Origin of the sequence: Arthrobacter humicola, assembly GCF_022803015.1 — a bacterium.
Taxonomy (GTDB): Bacteria; Actinomycetota; Actinomycetes; order Actinomycetales; family Micrococcaceae; genus Arthrobacter; species Arthrobacter humicola_A.
Genome location: NZ_JAFKON010000003.1, coordinates 485,378 through 507,566 on the forward strand (window position 1 = coordinate 485,378; position 22,189 = coordinate 507,566).

General features: G+C 67.7%; 20 protein-coding genes and 1 rRNA gene. 6 read left to right on the forward strand and 15 right to left on the reverse strand.

The genetic code is table 11. From position 1 onward, the window contains the following. Positions 1-5: 5 nt before the first annotated feature. Entirely contained in the window at positions 6-1,124 is a 1,119-nt protein-coding gene (locus ARTB_RS09640) for a PrpF domain-containing protein (RefSeq protein WP_243179566.1), read from the reverse strand. Between the two features lie 265 nt (positions 1,125-1,389). On the opposite strand from ARTB_RS09640, the gene ARTB_RS09645 reads away from it, so the two are divergent. Further along, a complete protein-coding gene (locus ARTB_RS09645; protein WP_439954110.1) occupies positions 1,390-2,304 on the forward strand; it encodes a LysR substrate-binding domain-containing protein in 915 nt (304 codons plus the stop codon). Between the two features lie 18 nt (positions 2,305-2,322). Here ARTB_RS09645 and ARTB_RS09650 read toward each other — a convergent pair whose 3' ends face one another. Then, entirely contained in the window at positions 2,323-4,230 is a 1,908-nt protein-coding gene (locus ARTB_RS09650; RefSeq protein WP_243179598.1) for an AMP-binding protein, read from the reverse strand. 187 nt (positions 4,231-4,417) lie between these two features. Between ARTB_RS09650 and ARTB_RS09655 the strand changes: the two genes are divergently transcribed. From ARTB_RS09655 to ARTB_RS09670, 4 genes are all read left to right on the forward strand, one after another. Further along, positions 4,418-5,077: a GntR family transcriptional regulator gene (locus ARTB_RS09655; RefSeq protein WP_243179567.1), complete on the forward strand. Its 660-nt coding sequence runs from the start codon at positions 4,418-4,420 to the stop codon at positions 5,075-5,077. Continuing rightward, positions 5,070-6,590, forward strand: coding sequence for an MmgE/PrpD family protein (locus ARTB_RS09660; RefSeq protein ID WP_243179568.1), 1,521 nt, complete (start codon positions 5,070-5,072; stop codon positions 6,588-6,590). The genes ARTB_RS09655 and ARTB_RS09660 overlap by 8 nt, the downstream gene beginning before the upstream one ends. Then, entirely contained in the window at positions 6,590-7,492 is a 903-nt protein-coding gene (gene prpB, locus ARTB_RS09665; RefSeq protein WP_028277409.1) for a methylisocitrate lyase, read from the forward strand. Before ARTB_RS09660 ends, prpB begins: the two co-directional genes overlap by 1 nt. 62 nt (positions 7,493-7,554) lie before the next feature. Continuing rightward, positions 7,555-8,694: a bifunctional 2-methylcitrate synthase/citrate synthase gene (locus ARTB_RS09670; RefSeq protein ID WP_028277410.1), complete on the forward strand. Its 1,140-nt coding sequence runs from the start codon at positions 7,555-7,557 to the stop codon at positions 8,692-8,694. Between the two features lie 93 nt (positions 8,695-8,787). On the opposite strand, the gene ARTB_RS09675 is transcribed toward ARTB_RS09670, so the two are convergent. The 12 genes from ARTB_RS09675 to ARTB_RS09730 all read right to left on the reverse strand — a co-directional run bounded on the left by ARTB_RS09675 (position 8,788) and on the right by ARTB_RS09730 (position 20,405). Continuing rightward, entirely contained in the window at positions 8,788-9,270 is a 483-nt protein-coding gene (locus ARTB_RS09675; RefSeq protein WP_028277411.1) for an 8-oxo-dGTP diphosphatase, read from the reverse strand. 35 nt (positions 9,271-9,305) lie between these two features. After that, positions 9,306-9,701, reverse strand: coding sequence for a hypothetical protein (locus ARTB_RS09680; RefSeq protein ID WP_028277412.1), 396 nt, complete (start codon positions 9,699-9,701; stop codon positions 9,306-9,308). Between the two features lie 368 nt (positions 9,702-10,069). Then, positions 10,070-10,573 carry an RNA polymerase sigma factor gene (locus ARTB_RS09685; RefSeq protein ID WP_243179569.1) on the reverse strand — a complete coding sequence of 168 codons (504 nt, stop codon included), beginning with the start codon at positions 10,571-10,573 and terminating at the stop codon, positions 10,070-10,072. Between the two features lie 126 nt (positions 10,574-10,699). Next, positions 10,700-11,710: a site-specific tyrosine recombinase XerD gene (gene xerD, locus ARTB_RS09690; protein ID WP_439954111.1), complete on the reverse strand. Its 1,011-nt coding sequence runs from the start codon at positions 11,708-11,710 to the stop codon at positions 10,700-10,702. Between the two features lie 11 nt (positions 11,711-11,721). Then, positions 11,722-12,384, reverse strand: a complete 663-nt coding sequence (locus ARTB_RS09695; RefSeq protein ID WP_028277415.1) for an NUDIX domain-containing protein — start codon at positions 12,382-12,384, stop codon at positions 11,722-11,724. 27 nt (positions 12,385-12,411) lie between these two features. Further along, a complete protein-coding gene (locus ARTB_RS09700) occupies positions 12,412-14,205 on the reverse strand; it encodes a CTP synthase (RefSeq protein WP_043436300.1) in 1,794 nt (597 codons plus the stop codon). A 100-nt stretch (positions 14,206-14,305) separates the two neighbouring features. Further along, entirely contained in the window at positions 14,306-16,042 is a 1,737-nt protein-coding gene (gene recN, locus ARTB_RS09705) for a DNA repair protein RecN (protein ID WP_243179570.1), read from the reverse strand. Positions 16,043-16,045: 3 nt separating this feature from the next. Next, positions 16,046-17,083 (reverse strand): NAD kinase, encoded by a 1,038-nt coding sequence (locus tag ARTB_RS09710; RefSeq protein ID WP_028277417.1) that lies wholly within the window; start codon positions 17,081-17,083, stop codon positions 16,046-16,048. Between the two features lie 22 nt (positions 17,084-17,105). Further along, positions 17,106-17,918 (reverse strand): TlyA family RNA methyltransferase, encoded by an 813-nt coding sequence (locus ARTB_RS09715; protein ID WP_243179571.1) that lies wholly within the window; start codon positions 17,916-17,918, stop codon positions 17,106-17,108. Then, positions 17,915-18,268: a hypothetical protein gene (locus tag ARTB_RS09720; protein ID WP_243179572.1), complete on the reverse strand. Its 354-nt coding sequence runs from the start codon at positions 18,266-18,268 to the stop codon at positions 17,915-17,917. Before ARTB_RS09720 ends, ARTB_RS09715 begins: the two co-directional genes overlap by 4 nt. A 9-nt stretch (positions 18,269-18,277) precedes the next feature. Beyond that, positions 18,278-19,267 (reverse strand): HAD-IIA family hydrolase, encoded by a 990-nt coding sequence (locus tag ARTB_RS09725; RefSeq protein WP_243179573.1) that lies wholly within the window; start codon positions 19,265-19,267, stop codon positions 18,278-18,280. A 4-nt stretch (positions 19,268-19,271) separates the two neighbouring features. Then, positions 19,272-20,405, reverse strand: a complete 1,134-nt coding sequence (locus ARTB_RS09730; RefSeq protein ID WP_243179574.1) for a hypothetical protein — start codon at positions 20,403-20,405, stop codon at positions 19,272-19,274. Positions 20,406-20,573: 168 nt separating this feature from the next. Between ARTB_RS09730 and ARTB_RS09735 the strand changes: the two genes are divergently transcribed. Continuing rightward, positions 20,574-21,398, forward strand: a complete 825-nt coding sequence (locus ARTB_RS09735) for a hypothetical protein (RefSeq protein WP_243179575.1) — start codon at positions 20,574-20,576, stop codon at positions 21,396-21,398. A gap of 501 nt (positions 21,399-21,899) precedes the next feature. Here ARTB_RS09735 and rrf read toward each other — a convergent pair. Next, positions 21,900-22,016 (reverse strand): 5S ribosomal RNA (gene rrf, locus ARTB_RS09740). Between the last annotated feature and the right edge of the window lie 173 nt (positions 22,017-22,189).

Below are 22,189 nucleotides of genomic sequence, written 5' to 3' on the forward strand. Positions count from 1 at the left end.
TCTCCTCAGCGGGTGGCTCCCGCGAGGGAGGCAGCGACGGCGCTGCCGGGGACCTCGGGGAGATGGATGATGGTTGTGGCGATGGTGCGGGCCGTGCGGTCGACGCCTACGAGGAGCGTCCCGTCGTGCTCCTCGCTCCAGGTCTCGATGACCCCGGCGGGGGTGCGGAGCCGGAGCGTGCTCCCCAGGGAGTCGCCCGTGATGGTGTGCAGCACGGTGCCGGGGGTGCGGGCGGCCAGGGTCAGGGCGATGCTGCCGGTGATGGCCAGGGCCGGGTGGGGCTTGCCCATGGAGAGCATCATGACGTTGGCGTCGCAGCCGGGGTCGGCCTGGGCGGGCGCGGCTACGATGGCGAGCTTGGGGATGGCCCGGGCCGCTTCGGCTGTTGTGCGGACCAGCCCCATCCGCACCGCCGCCTGCCGCCGGATCTGCTCCAGGGTATCCAGCTGCAGCTCCACTCCGGCGCGCCAGCTGTCGTACCTGGCCAGGTCCAGGCCCAGTTCTTCGGCGTTGACGATCACCACGGGCGCTCCGGCGTCGACCATCGACACAGTCCAGCGGGTTCCGCCGGCGGTGAGGGTGTCAGTGGCCGCTCCGGTGGGCAGCAGCGCACCGGTGGTCCTGCCGGCAGGGTCCTGGAAGCCGAGCCCCACAGCGTAGCCGGGGAAGGGTACGCCTGGCATCCGGGCGTCCGGAACGGAGGCCAGGGCTCCGGCAGGGGTGGCCACGCGCTGGACGATGATTTGGTTGGTGTTGGTGTTGCGGGTGACGATCCGGGTAACGTCTCCGTTGGGGAGCACCCAGCCCTTCTCGATGGCGTACAGACCCACCACCGCCGAGCCGTTCCCGCAGTTGCTGCCCCAGTCCACCGCGGCCTCTTCGACGCCCACTTGGGCAAAAGTGTACTCAACGTCGATGTCCCCACTGACGGGCCGGTGCAGGATCACGGCCTTGCTGGTGGTCGAGGTGGCGCCGCCGACGCCGTCGATCTGGCGCGGGTCCGGGCTGCCGAACAGCCGCGGCAGCAGCACATCGAGGCTGGTGCCGCCCGCCTGAAGATGTTCCGCTTCGAACACCCAGCACTTGCTGGTGCCTCCGCGCATCCATTGGGCTTCGATCTTCATGGTTTTTCCCGCTTCTCCTCGTGCCTCAGACTTGAATGAGGACCTGAAAAGAGATTGAGCCAGATCACAAATTTAGACAATGTTGGATTTTTTCAGGGGGATGTAGGATTGCTTAACTCATAGAGCGCTGGAGGATTATTCCCCAGCTGCAAAGCGTCCGTTGCCAGGAAAAGTGCTCGAAGTCCTCAAGGGAGGCCCGGTCCCGGCAGGGAATGAACCAAAGGCGAAGAAGGGTGAAGCGTTGCTAAAGGAGGAAGGCCAGGATTTGTTCGATATAAGGCGGCTGGCGCTTTTGCTGGAGGTGGTGGAGCAGGGCTCGATCACCGCGGCGGCCGAGTTGATGATGTACACGCCCTCGGCCGTCTCCCAGCAGCTGCGCAAGCTCGAGCAGGAGGTGGGGCAGCCTCTGCTCACCCGTCGCTCCCGCGGGGTGGTGCCCACCGAGGCCGGCCAGGTTCTGGCCGGCCACGCCCGCAAGATCGTCTGGCAGATGCAGGCAGCCCGGTCCGACCTGGGCCAGATTGCGGGCCTAAGACGCGGTTCCCTGACCGTGGGTACGTTCCCAACCCTGGCCGGATCCTTCCTGCCCATCGTCATCCGGACCTTCAAAAAGCGCTACCCGGCCATCAGCCTCTCGTTGCGCAGCGCCCGCTTCGATGAACTCGTCGCAGATCTGCAGTCCGGCGTCACGGGTCTGTGCCTGCTCTGGGATTACCCCTGGAACCCGTTCCGGGACGATTCCATCCGCGTAACCGAGGTCTTCCGGGAGAGCACCGTCATCCTGGTGGCCCGCAGCCACCCGCTCGCCGAGCGTGAGCAGGTAAGCATGGACGACCTGCGCAACGAGTCCTGGATCGTGCGCGCCGAGGCCCACCCCGTCGTGGAGGTGCTGCAGCGCTCCGCTCACGACGCCGGATTCGAACCGGAGATTGCCTTCCTGGCCAACGACTACCAGGAGGCCCAGGCCATGGTCAGCGTGGGAATGGGCGTGGCCATGGTGCCCAAGACCGCCGTAGCACTTCAGCATCCCGACGTGAAGGTGCTGAGCCTGGGTTCCGCTGCCCCGCTGCGGAGGATACTGCTGGCGCAGCGGGAGGACAAGGTCTATGCCCCGGCCGAGGTGGCCTTCCACTCCACCCTGTTGGAAATCGCCCGCGAACGGGCCGGCGACTATCACTAGACCACGAGGCTGCTCCGGTCACGCAGGGCCGGGGCGCAGGGTGTCGATCAGCGCGTCGATCACGCCGGCGTCCTCGATCGTGGAGGGCACCACGTAGGTCTCGCCGTCGGCGATCTGGCGCATGGTCTTGCGCAGGATCTTTCCCGAACGGGTCTTCGGCAGGGCGTCCACCACGGTGACGTGCTTGAAGTCCGCCACGGCCCCGATGTCGCGCCGGACCAGGGCGATCAGGTCCTTGACGAGGACGTCCTCGGGCACGTCAACCCCGGACTTGAGGACCACGTAGCCGCTGGGCCGCTGGCCCTTGAGCGGGTCGGCGAGGCCGATCACGGCGCATTCGGCAACTGCCGGGTGCTGGCCGATCACCTGTTCCATGGCGCCGGTGGAGAGCCGGTGTCCGGCGACGTTGATGATGTCATCTGTGCGGCCCATGACGAAGACGTAGCCGTCCTCGTCCCGGTAGCCGGAGTCACCGGTGGCGTAGTAGCCCTCAAACGCCTGGAGGTAGGAGGAAATGTAGCGGTCGTCGTTGCGCCAGAGCGTGGTCAGGGTGCCAGGCGGCAGCGGCAGGCCCAGGACGATGTTGCCTTCCATGCCGGCCTCGACGTCCCCGCCGGCGCCGTCGACGACGTTGAGCCGGAAGCCGGGCATCGGGACGCTCGGCGACCCGGCCTTGATCGGCAGTCCGCCGAGGCCGCGGGGGTTGGCGCAGATGGCCCAGCCGGTCTCCGTCTGCCACCAGTGGTCGACCACCGGAACACCGAGCACCCGGGAGGCCCAGTGGAAGGTATCGGTGTCCAGCCGCTCGCCGGCCGCGAACAGGGTCCGCAGGCTGGCAATGTCGTATTTGTCCAGGAACCGGCCCTCAGGGTCGGCCTTGCGGATGGCCCGCAGCGCGGTGGGCGCGGTGAACAGCACGTTGACCTTGTGGTCCTGGATGACCCGCCAGAACGCGCCGGCGTCGGGCGTCCCCACCGGCTTCCCTTCGTACAGCACCGTGGTGGCGCCGGCCAGCAGCGGACCGTAGACGATGTAGGAGTGGCCCACCACCCAGCCGACGTCCGAGGCGGTCCACATGACGTCGCCGGGACCGACGTCGTAGAGGTTTTCCATGGTCCATTTCAGGGCCACGGCGTGGCCGCCGTTGTCCCGCACCACGCCCTTGGGCGAGCCGGTGGTGCCCGAGGTGTAGAGGATGTACAGCGGGTCCGTGGCCTTGACGTCCACCGGCGCGGCCGCCTCGGCGGAGGCCATCTCGGTGTCCCAGTCGAGCCATCCGGGGTGCTCGGCCGCCATGGAGGCCACCGTCGAGGCGAAGCCGTCCCTGGCCTTGACCAGCACCGGGGTTCCGGCGGCGCCGGCGATACTGAGGGCCTCGGCGACGGCGGGCAGGTACTCAATCCGGCGCGACGGCTCGATGCCGCCGGACGCCGCCACCACCGCCGCGGGGGCTGCGTCGCGGATGCGGGCGGCAAGTTCCTTGGGAGCAAACCCGCCGAAGACGACCGAGTGCACGGCGCCGAGCCGTGCGGTGGCCAGCATCGCGATCACGGCCTCGGGGATCATCGGCATGTAAATCACCACGCGGTCGCCCTTGCCGACGCCGCTGCGGCGCAGGACACCGGCGAACCGGGCCACGAGGTCCGTCAGTTCCGCATAGGTATAGCTCTGCCGGATGCCCAACATCGCTGAGTCGTAGACCAGGGCATCCTGCTCACCCCTGCCCTGGGCGACGTGCCGGTCGAGGGCGTTGTACGACGTGTTCAGGACCCCGTCCGGAAACCAGTCGTAGAGCGGCGCCCGGCCCGCGTCAAGGGCCTGCTGCGGTGGCGTCTGCCAGGAGATCCCTTCCGCGGCCTCCAGCCAGAACTCTGCGGGATGTTCCAGGCTCCGTTCGTAGGCGGCCCGGTAGCTCTTGGTGACCATGACGTACATCCTGTCCACGACGTTGTGATGCAGCCATGGTAAACCGGGGCGGACCGGCGATACAAGGGTCATGTATACACAACTCGGCTATTTGTTCACCACAGGCGGCAATTGCTGGGCAAAGAGCCGTGGCGTGTATACACTGATGATGTTCCATCCCGACACAGCCACCACCGAAGGAGGCAGGATGCGCGCCAGCGACAAGGCCTACGCGGCCCTGCGCGACGACATCATCGAATGGCGCCTCCTGCCCGGAACCGTGCTCGCGGAGGTGGAACAGTCGGCGCGCCTCGGCATCTCCCGCACCCCGCTGCGGGAGGCCCTCAGCCGGCTCACGGCCGAAGGGCTGACGACGACGGCGGGCGGCCGCGGCGTCGTCGTCACCGACATTTCCCTGGACGACATCGACGAACTGTTCGAACTGCGCGAAACCCTCGAGGGCAGGGCCGCCGCCCTCGCCGCCGAGCGCGGCGACCCCGCAACCTTCGATGCGTTGCGGCGCGAACTGCTCCAGGCCCCGGAACTGATCGGCGGCGAGGATCCGGCCCTGCACGACTACTACGGGCTGGTCGGACGGCTGGACGCGGCCATCGACGCTGCCATCTCCAACGCCTACCTCGTCCAGGCCATGCGCAGCCTCCGCGTCCACCTCGTGCGCGTCCGCCGGCTGGCCGCCGACGACGCCGCCCGGCTTACTGCCGCCGCCGCCGAGCACGCGGCCATCGCCGAGGCGATCGCCGCCGGCAACCCGCGCCTGGCCGAGGCCGCCACCACGCTTCACCTGCACCGCAGTCTTTCGCACGTCAAAGCCGCCCATACACCTCAGCAAAGGGAGCACCATGGTTAAGGAACACCACGTCCGCGTTTACAAGAGCGAGGAAAACCTGGGCCGCGAGGACCAGCTCGCCTACAAGATCGCCAAGGTCGCCGCTGATCCCGTGGAGGTCACCGATGAGGTCACCGACATGGTGATCAACCGGATCATCGACAACGCCTCGGTGGCGGTCGCGTCGCTGAACCGCGCCCCGATCGTCGCGGCCCGGGCCCAGGCCCTCACCCACGGCCCCAGCACCGGCGGCAAGGGCGCCAAGGTCTTCGGCATCGAGGAACGCGTCTCCCCCGAATGGGCTGCCTGGGCCAACGGCGTCGCGGTCCGTGAACTCGACTACCACGACACCTTCCTGGCCGCGGACTACTCGCACCCGGGTGACAACATCCCCCCGGTCCTGGCCGTCGCCCAGCACGTCGGTTCCAGCGGCCGGGACTTGGTCCGCGGCATCGCCACCGGCTACGAGATCCAGGTCAACCTGGTCAAGGCCATCTGCCTGCACAAGCACAAGATCGACCACGTGGCCCACCTCGGCCCCTCCGCCGCCGCCGGCATCGGCACCCTGCTGGGCCTCGACGTCGAGACCATCTTCCAGTCGGTCGGCCAGGCGCTGCACACCACCACCGCCACCCGGCAGTCCCGCAAGGGCGAAATCTCCACCTGGAAGGCGCACGCCCCGGCGTTCGCCGGCAAGATGGCCGTCGAATCCGCGGACCGTGCGATGCGCGGCCAGACCTCCCCCGTGCCGATCTACGAGGGCGAAGACGGCGTGATCGCCTGGATGCTGGACGGCCCGGAGGCCTCCTACACCGTGCCGCTGCCGGAGGCCGGCGAAGCCAAGCGGGCCATCATGGACACGTACACCAAGGAACACTCGGCCGAATACCAGGCCCAGGCGTGGATCGACCTCGCCCGCAAGCTCAACGGCGAACACCCCGAGGTCACGGACCCGGCCAACGTCGAGTCCGTGCTGATCAAGACCAGCCACCACACCCACTACGTGATCGGCTCCGGCGCCAACGACCCGCAGAAGTACGATCCCACGGCCAGCCGCGAGACGCTGGACCACTCGATCCCGTACATTTTCACCGTCGCCCTGCAGGACGGCACCTGGCACCACGTTGACTCCTACGCCCCGGAACGCGCTGCCCGCCCGGACACCGTTGAACTCTGGCACAAGGTCAGCACTGTCGAGGATCCGGAATGGACCCGCCGCTACCACTCCCTGGACATCGCCGAGAAGGCCTTCGGCGGCACCGTGGAGATCACGCTCAAGGACGGCACGGTCATCACCGATGACATCGCGGTCGCCGATGCCCACCCGCTGGGCGCCCGGCCGTTCGCCCGGGAGCAGTACGTCAACAAGTTCCGCACCCTCGCCGCCGGCCTGGTGGCCGACGAGGAGATCGAGCGCTTCCTTGCCGCCGCCGCCCGGCTCCCCGAGCTCGCCGCCGGCGAGCTGGACCAGCTGAACATCCAGGCCGCCGACGGCGTGATCGACCTCGCCGGCGCCCCGAAGGGACTCTTCTAATGTTGTATTCGAAGGTCACACCTGAGCAGAAGCGGATCCGGTTCCGCGAAATCCTCGCCTCCGGCACCATCGCCCAGTTCCCCGGCGCGTTCAACCCGCTCTCGGCGCGGCTGATCGAGGAGAAGGGCTTCGCCGGGGTGTACATTTCCGGCGCCGTCCTCGCCAATGACCTGGGCCTGCCGGACATCGGGCTGACCACCCTCACGGAGGTGGCCACCCGCGCCGGGCAGATCGCCCGGATGACGGACCTGCCGGCGATCGTCGACGCCGACACCGGCTTCGGTGAGCCCATGAACGTGGCCCGGTCGGTCCAGGAACTCGAGAACGCCGGCCTGGCCGGCTGCCACATCGAGGACCAGTTCAACCCCAAGCGCTGCGGCCACCTCGACGGGAAGAACGTCGTGGACCTGGAGACCGCCACCAAGCGGATCCGGGCCGCGGCCGATGCCCGCCGCGACCCGAACTTCCTGATCATGGCCCGGACCGACATCCGCGCCACGGACGGGCTCGAGGCCGCCCAGGAGCGCGCCAAAGCGCTCGTGGAGGCCGGTGCGGACGCGATCTTCCCGGAGGCGATGAAGGACCTGGCCGAATTCCAGGCCATCCGCGATGCCGTTGACGTCCCGATCCTGGCCAACATGACCGAATTCGGCCAGAGTGCCTTGTTCACCGTGGAGGAGCTGGCCGGCGTCGGCGTCAATATGGTCATTTATCCGGTGACGCTGCTCCGTAGTGCCATGGGCGCTGCGGAGCGTACTCTGGAATCGATTAAGGCCGACGGAACCCAGGAGGCACAGGTTGGAAGCATGCTGACCCGTGCGCGTTTGTACGATCTCGTTGATTACGAGGCTTACAACCGTTTCGATACCGGAGTCTTTAATTTCCAGATCCCAGGTAAGTAAGCCCCGCATAGAACCTCCGGCACGTGCCGGTACACAGGCGTTAGGAACAAAGGAGTTTCAGCATGGCTGAACAGGACATTAAGAAGGGCCTCGCCGGCGTCGTGGTGGACTACACCGCGGTCTCCAAGGTCAACCCGGACACGAACTCGCTGCTGTACCGCGGCTACCCCGTCCAGGAACTGGCTGCCAAGTGCAGCTTCGAGGAAGTCGCGTACCTGCTCTGGAACGGCGAGCTGCCCGACGCGGAGCAGCTGGCGGAGTTCACCGCCCGGGAACGCGCCGGGCGTGCCCTGGATCCGGTCGTCAAACAGGTGATTGACGCGCTGCCCACCACCGCGCACCCCATGGATGTCTGCCGGACTGCCACGTCGGTGTTGGGGGCCCGGCACCCCCTTGCCGAGGACGCCTCGCGCGAAGCCAACCTGGCCAAGGCCATCGATCTGTTCGCCGCGATGCCGGCAGTGGTGGCCTACGACCAGCGGCGCCGGCACGGCCAGGACGTGGTGGAGCCCCGCGAGGATCTGGGCTACGACGCCAACTTCCTCTGGATGACGTTTGGTGAGGAAGCCGTCCCCGAAGTAGTCGACGCGTTCAATGTCTCCATGATTTTGTACGCCGAGCACTCCTTCAACGCCTCGACCTTCACGGCCCGGGTCATCACCTCCACGCTCTCGGACCTGCACTCTGCCGTGACCGGCGCCATCGGGGCCCTCAAGGGCTCGCTGCACGGCGGTGCCAACGAGGCCGTCATGCACACCTTTGACGAGATCGGCATCCGGCCGGAGGAGTCCCTGGAGGACGCCCACGTCCGGGCCAAGGCCTGGATGGAGGACGCCCTGGCCCACAAAAAGAAGGTCATGGGCTTCGGCCACCGCGTCTACAAGCACGGCGACTCCCGGGTGCCCACCATGAAGTCGGCGCTGGACAAGATGATCGCGCACTATGGCCGGCCGGAGCTCCTGGGCCTCTACAACGGGCTCGAGACGGCGATGGACGAGGCGAAGGGGATCAAGCCGAACCTCGACTATCCGACCGGCCCCACGTACCACCTCATGGGCTTCGACACGGCCACGTTCACCCCGCTGTTCGTCGCCAGCCGCATCACAGGCTGGACGGCGCACATCATGGAGCAGCTGGATTCGAACTCCCTGATCCGCCCCTTGAGCGAGTACAACGGCGTCGAGGAACGGCACCTGGCGTAGCAGGGCTTCCTGCGGGACGCACGGGACTGGACAGCCGGCACGGGCCGGCCACCTATTCGTAGGTGGCCGGCCCGTGCTGTTTGCCCGCGGACTTCAGCGCCGCGGGATCCGGACCGACGCAACGGTCTCGTTGTCCTCGTTCAGGACCACGACGACGTCGATCGTTTCGCCTGCCAGCGCCGGAGGCAGCCAGTGCCCCGCATCCTGCCACATCCGCTCCAGCGGCAACGCCGCGGAGTCGAACCATTCGGGCGTTATTTCGGGGCTCTCGGCGGGTTCGCCGTGCCACCGCCGGGTGGTGAAGAGCCGGCACGACATGTTCCAGTCAGGCCGGGCCGGAAAGATGAACTCGACAACGCCGGCGTGGGCCAGGTCCTCTTGGAGCACTATGATCCCGGCTTCTTCCCAGACCTCGCGGACCACGGCCTCGGCGTCGCTCTCCCCCGGCTCCACGTGGCCGCCGATTCCCACGATCTTGCCGATGCCAAAGCCGGTCCTCTTCATGCCCAGCAGCACCTCGGTGCCGCTCTCCGCATCACGGAGCGGGAAGCAGAGAGTGACGGGCGTGAGCTTCATGTGCTCAACCCTATAGCTGCCGCAGGCTGCCGGCGCTATCCGGCGGCCGGGCCGTCGCCGACAAGCTGCTGCCTCAGTTCGACCGGTATCCCCTTCTGCGCGAATTCCTTGTCCATGGCCTGCTGCGGCGTGAGGCCCTGGTTGTTTGTGGCTTGGAACTCCCAGTTGTAGACGCTGGACCACTCCTGCCGGACATCGCAGAGGAATCGGCCGTTCTGCAGTTTGGCGATCTTGAACCAGGCGTTGCCGCCATCGAGCTGGAGTGCCCGGATACCGTCACCGGAAATGGAGTAGGCGAGCCATCCGCCGGCGCAGCCCAGCACCGTGTAGTAGCCCTGTTCGGCGGGGGCAATCGGGATGATCGCGCGCTGCTGGTCATTGCGCTGCTGGTCAATGTTGGCCAGGGTGCATGCGACCCCGCCGGTGCTCAAAGCGGCAGGACTCGCTTTCGTGGGAGACGACGGGGCGGCTGGTGAGGCAGCGGACGGGGTTGGGGACGACGGCAATGGGCTCGCGGAGACAGTCGGGGCCGGGATGCCCGTCTGGGCAGGCCCCGGTGCTGGTTGGGGCATCAGATTGCCGCCGACAACCACCGCGCCAACGATGGCTGCAGCGGCCAGTACAGTCGCGGCCGCAGCCCGCACGGCATTGCGTCGTGCCGGAGTGCGCCCTGCCAAAAGGACGACATTCGGATCCGTGGAAAATACGATTGAGCGGGCAGAGTCGCTTCCGGACTCTGCCCCCGGCGCTCCCACCCGAGGTTTTGCATCCCTCATGAGCTGTTCGATGCGGTCCATGGCTAGTCCTTCCGTTCGGTCATGAGATGTGAGGGGGCAGCTTTCGCGAACGCCCGGCGTGCCCGGTGCAGGCGAACCGCAGCGGCGGATGAAGAACATCCCAGCGTCTGCGCCATTTCAGCGATGGTCAGCTCGTCCCAGTAGGAGAGCATAAGGACTTCGCGGTCCCGCTCCCTGAGCTGCACCAGCACCTCTGCCACGGCGGCTCGTTCTTCATCGTTTGACCCGGGGGCTTGGCTGCGGACATCGTCTTTCAGCCTTTCGACAAGTTCCTGGCGGCGCCGGCGGCCCTTGTACTCATTGCCGACCACATTCCGGGCCGTTGCCAACAACCAGCCAATGCCGGGCGGTTCCGCCAGCTCCTTCTCCCAGGCAATTCTGAAGACGTCCGCGGCCAGTTCCTCGGCGCGGTGCCCGTCACTGATACGGCACGCAATGTAGCGGTAGACCCGCGCGGAGTGCTGGGTGTGCAGATCAATGAACGCTTGCTCTTTGGCAGCCAACATGGTGGTTCCCCCGGACATCGATGACTTCTTCTTGATGTGTAAGTGTCCAGTGAACGGCATTTCCTTACACAGGCCCGCAAAAAAGTTCGCCGTAACCGGCGCGGTGCGGGACCGGCGGACTATACCTTAGCCCAGGGCGCGCGGGTGCGCGGCGGCATAGATCTCCCGCAGCGTATCGGCCGTCACCTGGGTGTAGACCTGCGTGGTGGTCACCGAGGCGTGCCCCAGCAGTTCCTGCACCACCCGGACGTCGGCGCCGCCCTCCAGCAGGTGGGTGGCGAAGGAGTGCCGCAGCGTGTGCGGCGAAACGTCCTTGGTGATGTGGGCCTTGTCCGCCGCCGCCTTCAAAATGGTCCAGGCGCTTTGCCGGCTGATCCTGCCGCCGCGGGCGTTGAGGAACAGGGCAGGGGTGCCCTTGCCCTTGGCGGCCAGCAGGGGCCGGCCGCGGACGAGGTAGGCGTCAAGGGCTCGTGCCCCATAGGATCCGAGCGGGACGAGGCGTTCCTTGGAGCCCTTGCCGAAGAGCCTGACGATCGCGGGCCCTTCGCCGGCGTCGGACCCGCCCGAGGTATGCAGGGAAATGTCGTCAACGTCCAGGCCCACGGCTTCGCTGATGCGGGCACCGGTGGAATAGAGGAATTCGAGCAGCGAGCGGTCGCGCAGGCCGGTCGCCGTGTCCGTGCCGGCCGCCTCGAGGATCCGGGTGACCTCGTCGATGCTGATGGCCTTGGGCAGCCGCTTGCCGGGCATGGGCGGGTGGACGTCGCTGGCCGGGTCGGTGGACGTGATGCCTTCGAGGGCCCAGAACTTGTGGAGTCCGCGCACAGCCACCACCGTCCGGGCCGCCGAGCGGATGCCCAGGGCCGAGCCGCCGTCGGACCCGTCGGAGAGCGCCTGAACGAAGGCTGTGACGTCGTGCCGGGTGATCTCCGCGGGGCGTTCCCGGCCCGCGTGGGCCAGATGCCTGGCGTAGCGGGCCAGGTCCCGCCGGTAGGCGGAGAGCGTGTTGGCCGCGAGGCCCCGCTCCACGCCCATGTGCTGCAGGTAGTCAGTGATTGCGCGGTCGATCGCCGTCACCGCCCGGGCGGGCGGGCGCTCGGGAGCGGCTGCCTGCGCCGGGGCCGGCGGTTCGGCAATCAGCGGTTCCACTAGCGCTGGCTGGGATGGGCGGGCCAGGGCGCGTCGGCCGGGCGGAGGCTTTCGAAGTTGCCCGCGCGGGCGGCGGCAGCAGCCAGGACGCCGACGACGGCGGACGGGTTGTGGAGGCGGCCGTCAAGGACCGCCCGCACGGCCTCGTCCAGCGGGGTCCAGCGCAGTTCGATTTCGGCTTCCTCGTCGGTGCGGACGTGCCGCTCATGTCCCGGCACCTCACTCAGGCCGCGGGCCAGGTAGATGCGGATGGCCTCGCTGGAGGAGCCCGGGGAGTTGAAGAAGTCCGCCAGCACGTTCCAGCGGTCCGCGACGAGGTCTGCTTCCTCGGCCAGTTCGCGGGCGGCCCCGACGACGAAGTCCTCCCCTTCGACGTCAAGCAGCCCGGCGGGGATCTCCCAGAGATCCATGCCGACGGGGTGCCGGTACTGCCGGAGCAGCAGCACGTCGCCGTCGTCGTTCATCGGGAGAACCGCCACCGCGCCGGGATGGTCGATATAGTCCCGGACCAGGGTGTCGCCGTCGTCGTTGAGCTGGAAACTGTCGCTGACGACGTCCCAGATCCTGCCCTCGTACACCTTCCGGGACGACAAAAGACGGCGCGGGCTCGGCTCATCCGAAACCTGCCGTGCAGCATTGGGGGTCTCAGACATACCGGGCATCGCGCCGTCCTTTGATTCAGTTGGAAATTACTTGGACACTGCTGCCGACGAGGGCTTGGGCGCAGGTGCCGGGGCATCGGCCTTTGCACTCGGGCTGCTGCTGGCAGCGGGCGCGGCATCGCCGGCCCGCTGGTGGCCAAGGGCAGCCTCAATCAGGCCCGCGAACAGCGGGTGCGGGCGCGTGGGCCGCGAGCTGAGCTCGGGGTGCGCCTGCGTGGCCACGTAGTACGGGTGGACGTCGCGGGGAAGTTCCACGAACTCCACCAGCTTGCCGTCGGGCGACGTTCCGGAGAACGACAGGCCCTTGGCGGCGATCTGATCGCGGTACTTGTTGTTGACCTCGTAGCGGTGGCGGTGCCGTTCGCTGACCTTGGTGGCGCCGTAGGTCTCGGCGACGACGGAGCCTTCGTCGAGCTTGGCTTCGTACAGGCCCAGGCGCATGGTGCCGCCAAGGTCGCCCTTGCCGTCAACGATGTCCAGCTGCTCTTCCATCGTGGCGATGACGGGGTACTTGGAGTCCGGCTCGAACTCGGACGAGGACGCTCCTTCGAGGCCGACTACGTTGCGGGCGTACTCGATCACCATGCACTGCAGGCCCAGGCACAGGCCCAGGACCGGGAGCTTGGTTTCGCGGGCGTACTTCAGGGCGCCGAGTTTGCCTTCCAGGCCGCGGATGCCGAAGCCGCCCGGAACGCAGATGGCGTCGACGCCGGCCAGGGACTGCACGGCACCCTCGCGGGTTTCGCATTCGTCCGAGGGGACCCAGCGGATCTTGACCTTGGTGTCGTTGGCGAAGCCGCCGGCGCGCAGGGCCTCAGTGACGGACAGGTAGGCGTCCGGCAGGTCGATGTACTTGCCCACGAGCGCGATCTCAACTTCGTGCTTCGGGTTGTGGACGGCGTCGAGCAGCTTGTCCCAGCTGGTCCAGTCCACATCCTTGAACGGCAGGTCCAGGGCGCGGACGATGTACGAATCCAGGCCCTGGGAGTGCAGGGTCTTCGGGATGTCGTAGATGCTCGGTGCGTCCGGGCAGCCGATCACGGCGTCGATGTCGACGTCGCACATGCGGCCGATCTTGTCGCGCATCGGCTGCGGGACTTCGCGGTCGGACCGGATCACGATTGCCTCGGGCTGGATGCCGATGGAGCGCAGCGCGGCAACGGAGTGCTGCGTCGGCTTGGTCTTCAGCTCCTGCGACGGGCCGATGTACGGCACGAGGGACACGTGGAGGAAGAACACATTTCCGCGGCCGATGTCCTGACGGACCTGGCGGGCGGATTCGAGGAACGGCTGGGACTCGATGTCGCCCACCGTGCCGCCGATTTCGGTGATGATGACGTCGGGGGCGTTCTTGCCCTCGGCCGGAAGCCGCATGCGCCGCTTGATCTCATCGGTGATGTGCGGGATGACCTGGACGGTGTCGCCGAGGTATTCGCCGCGGCGTTCCTTCGCGATGACTGTCGAGTAGACCTGGCCGGTTGTGACGTTGGCCGATCCTTCGAGGTTTTCATCGAGGAAGCGCTCATAGTGGCCGATGTCCAGGTCCGTCTCGGCGCCGTCGTCAGTGACGAAGACTTCGCCGTGCTGGAAGGGGTTCATCGTGCCCGGATCCACGTTCAGATAGGGATCGAGCTTTTGCATTGTTACAGACAGACCGCGTGCCCGCAGGAGGTGGCCGAGGCTCGAAGCCGTCAGTCCCTTACCGAGCGAGGACGCTACACCACCGGTGACGAAGATGTGTTTGGTCGTCTTGGACGAGCCCGGAAACCGGGAATTTACACGAGAGTTTGATCGCTGCACCACGGGGTTTGAGCTTATCATCAATTCGGCCTTCCACGGGTTCCTTGGCGGGATCCCGATGTGATTGTTGTCCTAGCAGCGGTCCCTGCGGGAGTCCCTGCGGAGGTCCTTTCGGGCCCGCCTAGCTTTGCGGGAGGAGTTTGGCGTCGTCCAGCAGCTCCTGGGCGTGGGCCTGGGCTGATTCGGAGTCCTCCTGGCCGGCCAGCATGCGGGCCAGTTCGCGGACCCGCTCGGCCTCGTCCAGCAGCTGCACGTCGCTGGAGGTGAAGCCGGTGGCGGTAGCCCCGTCAGCGCCCCGCACGGAGGTCTTGGTGACCCTGATGTGCTGGTTCGCGAACGCAGCCACCTGCGGCAGGTGGGTCACCACGAGGACCTGGACGTGCTGGGCCAGCATCGCCAGCCGGCGCCCGATCTCGACGGCGGCACGGCCACCGACGCCGGCGTCGACCTCGTCGAAGACAAACGTCGGGACGGGATCGACGGCGGCAAGCACCACCTCAATGGCGAGCATGACGCGGGAGAGTTCACCGCCCGAGGCGCCTTTGCCCAGCGGCCGGGCCGGCGCGCCGGAGTGCGGCTGAAGCAGGAAGGAGATTTCGTCGGCCCCGAACGGTCCCAGCTGGCCCGCGGACTCCACATTGATGACCAGGGTGGCATCGGCCATGGCCAGCGCCGTGAGCTCCGCGCTGACCCGCGCGGAGAGGTCCTTGGCGGCCTTGCTGCGGGCCTTGCTGATCCCGGCGGCCTTCTTCCGGAGCTCGGTTTCGGCCCGGGCGACCTCGGCGTCCAGCGCTTCGATCCGGGTGGAGTCGTCCTGGAGTTCCTCATGCCGGGCCCGGGCCTCCTCCGCCCAGACCAGCACCTCGTCAATGCTCGGCGCGTACTTGCGGACCAGCTTGGCCAGCGCGGCCCGTCGGTCCTCGATTTCGGCGAGCCGTTCCGGGCCCTCCGTGTCAAGGGCGGCCTGGTAGCTGGCGAGTTCAGCGGCGATGTCGTTGAGCAGGAAACCGACCTCGGCCAGGCGTGCCGCGGCGGAGCCCAGCTCCCCGTCGTGTTCGGCAACGTGCTCCAGGGTGCGTTTGGCAGCGTCTACGAGGGTGGTCGCGTCGGCTTCTTCACCGAAGTCCTCGGCGATGAGCGCCTGGTGGGCGGTGCTGGCCGCGATCCGCAGTTCCTCGACGTTGGCCAGTTTCACGGCCTCGGCCTTGAGGGCCTCGTCCTCCCCCGGCTGCGGGTCCACGGCGTCGATCTCGGCCAGGGCTACGTGCAGCGACTCGGCCTCGCGGAGGCGTTCACGCGCGGCACTGCGCAAGGAGTCCAGCTCGCCCTGGCTGGCATGCCAGTGCGCGTAGAGGTCCTGATAGGCGGCAAGCGCGCCGGCAAGGCTCTCGCCGGCGAATTTGTCCAGGGCTCCGCGTTGCGCCACCGGGCTCTTGAGCCGGATCTGGTCCGACTGTCCGTGCACCACCACGAGGGTTTCGCCGATTTCGGCCAGCACCCCCACCGGCGCGGCGCGTCCGCCCAGATAGGCCCGGCTGCGGCCGTCGGCCCCGACGCTGCGGGCCAGCAGGAGTTCCACACCGCCGTCGAACTCCTCCACCTCGGCCCCGGCTTCCCTGGACCGCGCGACGGCAGCGTGGCCGGCGTCGAGCTTCAGCACAGCCTCCGCCGAGGCGCTCTTCGCGCCGCTGCGGACGGCGCCGGCGTCGGACCTGGCACCGAGGAGCAGCCCGACGGCCGTCACCACCATGGTCTTGCCGGCACCGGTTTCACCGGTCACCACGCTGAGGCCTGGGCCCAGCGGCAGGGTGGCGTCGGTGATGACGCCGAGGTCGCGGATACGCAGTTCTTCAAGCATGGTTCACTTCTCGGTTGTGGGATCTGGCGAGGGATCGGGCGCGTCGGCAGTTCCCTCGTGGCGCGGCGAGGGAAGCGGCGGCATGGGACGGGGCGTGCGGATGATCGGCAGGGGGCCGGTGTGGATGGCCCGGGTTTGGGGCACGGGGCCGCGCCAGCCCTGGATGGGGAGCTGGAATTTGCGCACGAGCCTGCCGGAGAAGGGGGTCTGGTGTGTCCGGGCCAGACGCACGGGCGTTGCGGAGCGGGTCACTTCGACGCGCGCGCCGGGCGGCAGATCCACCGAGCGGCGGCCGTCGCACCAGAGGACACCCTGGGCGTCGGTGCGGTTCAGGATCTCGACGGCGAGGCGGGACCGGGGCGAAACCACGAGCGGCTTCGCGAAGAGGGCATGGGCGCTGATCGGCACGATCAGGAGGGCCTCGACCTCGGGCCACACCACGGGACCGCCGGCGGAAAACGCGTAGGCCGTGGAGCCTGTGGGCGTGGCCAGGACCACGCCGTCGCAGCCGAATGAGGTCAGGGGGCGTTCGTCGACTTCGGTGACCACCTCCAGCATCCGTTCCCGGTTGCCCTTTTCGATCGCGGCCTCATTCAGGGCCCAGGTGTGCCAGATCTTCTGGCCGCGGACCCAGACCTGGACGTCGATCGTCATGCGCTCCTCCACCGTGTAGTCACGGCTGGCGATCCACTCGACGGTCTGGGCGAGGTCGGCCCGTTCGCTCTCGGCCAGGAACCCCACGTGGCCAAGGTTCACTCCAAGCAGCGGCACGTCGACTTCGCGGACCAGTTCGGCAGCCCGGAGGATGGTGCCGTCCCCGCCGAGCACCATGACAAGTTCCACCTCGGGCAGCTTCACGTGATCGTGAAGGACCTCGACCGGGTGGTCGAGCCGGCCGAAGAAGCGGACCATGTCCCCGAGCTCGTTCTCCTGCAGAACGGGGACCAGCCCGGATTCGTGCAGCAGCGCACACGCTTCCCAGGCAGCCTTGAGGGACTCCTCGCGCCCTGTGTGGGCCAGGATCAGGACACGCCTGCTCATCAGGTTCCGCCTTCTGGTGGTACTAGTGGTTCGGCCAGATTGTTCCGAGCAACGCAGCAACAGCTGCGTCCCGCTCCTCGATCTTAGGCGGGACTTCCGACATCGCGCGTTTTATCCACAGGAAGTATTCGACATTGCCGTCCTGGCCCGGCAGCGGGCTCTGGGCGAGGCCTGACAAGACCAGGCCCGCATCCACGGCGGCGGAAGCCACCTTGCCCACGGCGAGCCGGCGTTCGCGTTCCGAGGTGACCACGCCGGTCCGGCCCAGCCGGTCCTTGCCGATCTCGAACTGTGGCTTGACCATGAGGACGAGGTCGCCGCCGGGCAGCGTGCAGGCCGCGAGTGGCGCCACCACAAGCGTCAGCGAGATGAAGGACAGATCAGCCACCGTCAGGGCGGCCGGTCCGCCGATTTCCGCGGCCGCCATGTAGCGGACGTTGAGGCCTTCGTGCACGGAAACCCTGGAGTCATTCCGGATTTCCGGCACCAGCTGGCCGTGCCCCACGTCGACGGCCACCACGTGGGCAGCACCGCGCCGAAGCAGCACATCCGTGAACCCGCCGGTGGAGGCGCCGGCGTCGAGGCACCGTTTGCCTGCGACGTCGACGGCGGGAAAGGCATCCAGCGCGCCGGCCAGCTTGTGCCCGGCGCGGCTGACGTAGCCGTCCTCGGCCGAGGCCGTGACGTCCAGCGCGGCGTCCTCCGGGACCTGCAGGGACGCCTTGGCGAGGACCTCGCCCCCGGAGCTCACCTTGCCCTCGGCAATAAGCCGGGCGGCATGGGTACGGGACCTGGCGAGCCCCCGGCTGACGAGTGCCTGGTCAAGCCGGCTCACGATCCCCCGTTCCCCGCGGCATGGATACGGCGCGCCACGCCGGCGTGTCCGGCCACGTCTTCGTTCAGGGCCTCCAGCAGGGCATCATGCATGCCCGCATACACTTCGCCGTGCCCGGACACAGGCATTTGCCGCACGGCCCCGAGGCGGTCCAGGACAGCGTTGACAGCCGGATCCAGGACTGCTGCCGCGTGCTCTGCTGTCGCATGTTCTGGTACCGCATGCCCGGACAGCTCCGCCGGGAGCTGCTGCGTCGGCAGCTCGGGCCAGGCGACGTCGGCCGCAGGGGTCGGCGCCTCAGCCGGCTGTTCGTCTGGGGCCTGGTCCAGTCCCTGGTGTAGCTCGCTCATGTGTCCAGCCTAGTGATCGGACCACTCGAGGACCGGAGGCAGTGCGCTGGTCGTCTCGGGGTTTGCGGCCCACCAGGCCGAACAGGCGGCACGCCACGAATCGAGGTCGGCGGGGTCGCCGCTGATGTGGACCGACTGCCCCCGCACGATCGCCGAGGCCGTGCCGCTGCGGAACCGCCCGGCGTCGTGCTCTACGGCAGGGTATGGCGCGTACAGGCCGGTCAGGTCATTGATGAGGAAATCGGGGCGTTCCACAGACCGTGCCGCGAGGATCGATTCCCTTGTGTCCACTCCGGTCAGCACGGCGACGGTGGCGAAACCGGCGTTGTTGCCGCCCAGGATGTCGGTGTCCAGGCGGTCACCGACGACCAGCGGCCGGTCCGCCGCCAGCCGCTTGGCGGCCGTGTGGAACAGGGGGGCTTCGGGTTTGCCGGCCACGATCGGGCTCTTGCCGGTCGCGGCTGCCACGGCGGCCACGAGCGTCCCGTTACCGGGGGCAATTCCACGCGCCTGGGGAATGGACCAGTCCGTGTTGGTGGCCACCCACAGGGCGCCGCCGGCGACGACGTACGACGCCTCGGCGAGGTCCTTCCAGCCAAGTTCCGGACTAAAGCCCTGAACGACGGCGACGGGTTCATCCTCCGCGCCGCGGACGGGAACCAGGCCAACCAGTTCAATTTCCTGGGCAAGTGCGGCACTGCCCGTGATCAGCACGTGTGCCCCGGCCGGCAGCAACGACGCCAGCAGCGCTGCCGCCGCCTGCGAGGAGCTCACAACCTGATGGTCCTCGGCGGGGGCGCCGAGATCGCGCAGGTGTTGGGCCACCTGTGCCGGGGAACGGGATGCGTTGTTGGTGACGTAGCCCAGCCCGACGCCCACCCCGGCCAGCCGGCGCAGCGACTCGACGGCCCCGGGAATGGCGTTGGGCCCTGCATAGACAACGCCGTCAAGATCGGAGAGCAGGGCATCAAAGGTGGAGATCAGGGCGGTACCCGTCATGCGATTAGTCCTCCACACTTTCGTGCTGGTCCCGCTCTGAGTCAGCGGAGAGTTCCTGGTCCGCGTCATCGTTCAGTTCCAGGTCTGACTCGGCGATCGCTTCGTCATCAGCTTCGTCCTCGGCTTCGTCCTCGGCTTCGTGATCAGCTTCGTCGAGCACGTCGGATTCCACTGAATCCAGGTCGGACTCGGGGTCGTCAGACTCGAAGTAGTCGGCTTCGGCGTCGTCGGCTCCGTCGTCGCTGGCGAGCTCATCGCCCGCGTCCAAGCCGGCCACACCGGCTGCGGCGCCGGTGGCCTCTGCCGCGGCAGCGGCACCTGCGGCACGCGGTGCGCGCTCTTCGGTTCCGGCGTGCGTGTCGGCATGCTCCTGCGCCCGGAGGCGGCGCTGCCGTTCCTCCTCGCGGGCTTCTTCTTCCTCGTCCCAGCCCAGATCGATGATGTCGGGTTCCTCGTCAGCCCCGAGGCCCAGCGCGTTTTCTGCCACAGTGGCCTGGCGTTGCCATTTGGTGGCTTCGGCAGCGCGGCCAGCTGCCGTCAGCGCGTCAGCATAGGCACGGAACAGCCGGGGGCTGTAGGAAAAGGCGCGGTTGATGTCCAGCTGCGGGATTTCCAGTTCGGAAACCGCGGCGTCGAGCTGCCCGAGGTCGGTGCGGGCACCGGCTGCAACGATGGCCAGTTCCACCTTGCCGGGGGCGTCGAGATCCTTGGCTTCGTCGGACCGGGCCATGTCCAGTGCACGGTCCGGGCGGCCAAGGCCGCGTTCGCAGTCGGCCATGACCGGCAGGTGCATGTTGGAGCCACTGATCCGGCGGTAGGTCCGGAATTCCCGAAGGGCTTCACCATAGTGGCCGGCTGCGTAGGCGGTCAGGCCGACAGCTTCGCGGACGGACGCGAGGCGTCCGCCACGGCGGCTGGCTGCCAGGGCATGCTGGAAGGCAAGCTCAGGTTCCTCGTCCAGGAGCCGCCCGGCCATGACGAGGTGGCGGGCCACCCATTCGGCGCTGGTGCCTTCGAGGGTCTTGATCTGGTGCTGCGTGGCACGGTCAAGCTCCTTGCCCGTGACGTCCTCGTCGATCTGGGGTGAACGCTCCCGGTCGGGGCGGTTGGCGCTGCGGAGGTCGCGGGCATTGGGCACGCGAACCGGACGGTCCTCGGGGCGGTCGCGTCCGTACTGGCGCGGGCCTGAGTCGCCACGGTCGAAGCCCCGTGCGGGACGATCCTCGCGGGTGCCAAAGGGCTTGCGGTTCTCGCCGCCGCCGCTGTACGGCTTGCGGTCACGGTCGCCACCGCCGCCGAAGCTGCGTTGACCCCCACCTTCACGCGGGGCACGATCGCCATAGGGCTTACGGTCACGGTCGCCGCCGCCGCTGTACGGCTTGCGGTCACCATAGGACGGACGGCTGTCGCCACCAAAGCTGCGCTGACCCCCACCTTCACGCGGAGCACGGTCACCATAGGGCTTACGGTCACGGTCGCCGCCGCTGTACGGCTTGCGGTCACCATAGGACGGACGGCTGTCGCCACCAAAGCTGCGCTGACCCCCACCTTCACGCGGAGCACGATCGCCATAAGGCTTACGGTCACGGTCGCCGCCGCCGCTGTACGGCTTACGGTCACCATAGGACGGACGGCTGTCGCCACCAAAGCTGCGCTGACCCCCGCCCTCACGCGGGGCACGATCACCATAAGGCTTACGGTCGCCACCGCCGAAGCCGCGCTGATCCCCGCCCTCACGCGGGGCACGATCACCATAAGGCTTACGGTCACCGCCGCCGCTGTACGGTTTACGGTCACCATAGGACGGGCGGCTGTCGCCACCAAAGCTGCGCTGTCCCCCGCCTTCACGCGGGGCACGGTCACCATAAGGCTTACGCTCACCGCCGCCACTGTACGGCCTACGCTCGCTGTTTCCGAAGCCGCGCTGATCCCCGCCCTCACGCGGAGCACGATCGCCATACGGCTTACGGTCACGGTCTTCCCTGGAACGGAATCCGCGGGGATCGCCGCCAGAGTTGCTGGTGCCGCGGAAAGGGGCTCCATCGGAACTGCGTCCGCCAGAGTTGCCGTGGGCCTTGCCACCGCGGTTGCCATCATTGTGCTCAGCCATGCTGGAATCCTCCTGTTGTGAGCTGACCACTGGCGCAATCGCAGCCGCTCTGTTCCGTGTTTCGTTTCCTACGCAACCCGAAATCAAGCGCTTCGAAGTCCGTACATCTCCCCCAATTCTAGGCGAGCAACCCGCCACCGGCTAACGGCACCAGGTCAACGGGGGCCCGCGGTGGGAAGTCTCACAACCTGCCGGGGCGCTTCTGTCAGCGGCCGCCGGCTGGCGGGCAGCTCCCTCATCCATGGGTGGTCGACGGCGGCTGTGGCGTTGTTCCCGACGCTCTCTCACCTTGGGCGGGGTGTCCTGTGACGCTCCCTCACGTTAGGCGGGGTGCGGCGGGATGCTCCATCACGTTCGGCGGGGTGTGGCGGGATGCTCCCTCACGTTTGGCGGGGTGTGGCGGGATGCTCCCGCAGGTGTTGCGGGGCCGTGGGCCCCGGGCCCCGGGCCGGATTTTGTGGTGGGGGTTTAAATGCGGGAGGACCCCCACCTGGTGGTGGGGGTCCTCGACCGTTAATGGTGTTCCGGCGGTGACCTACTCTCCCACACCCTCCCGGGTGCAGTACCATCGGCGCTGTGGGTCTTAGCTTCCGGGTTCGGGATGGGACCGGGCGTTTCCCCCACGCTATGACCGCCGTAACCCTTGCTCCGCCACGCACCCGCTGGGCGGGGGTGGGGAAAACTAGTGGTTACAACATCTGTGGTGTTGTTATTTTGTTGTGGTTTTGTTCCTGTCGCAACGTGCCGTCAAGTAACGGGTTTGTTGTTTGGGAACCACATAGTGGACGCAAGCAGTCTTGTTTCTTTGTACC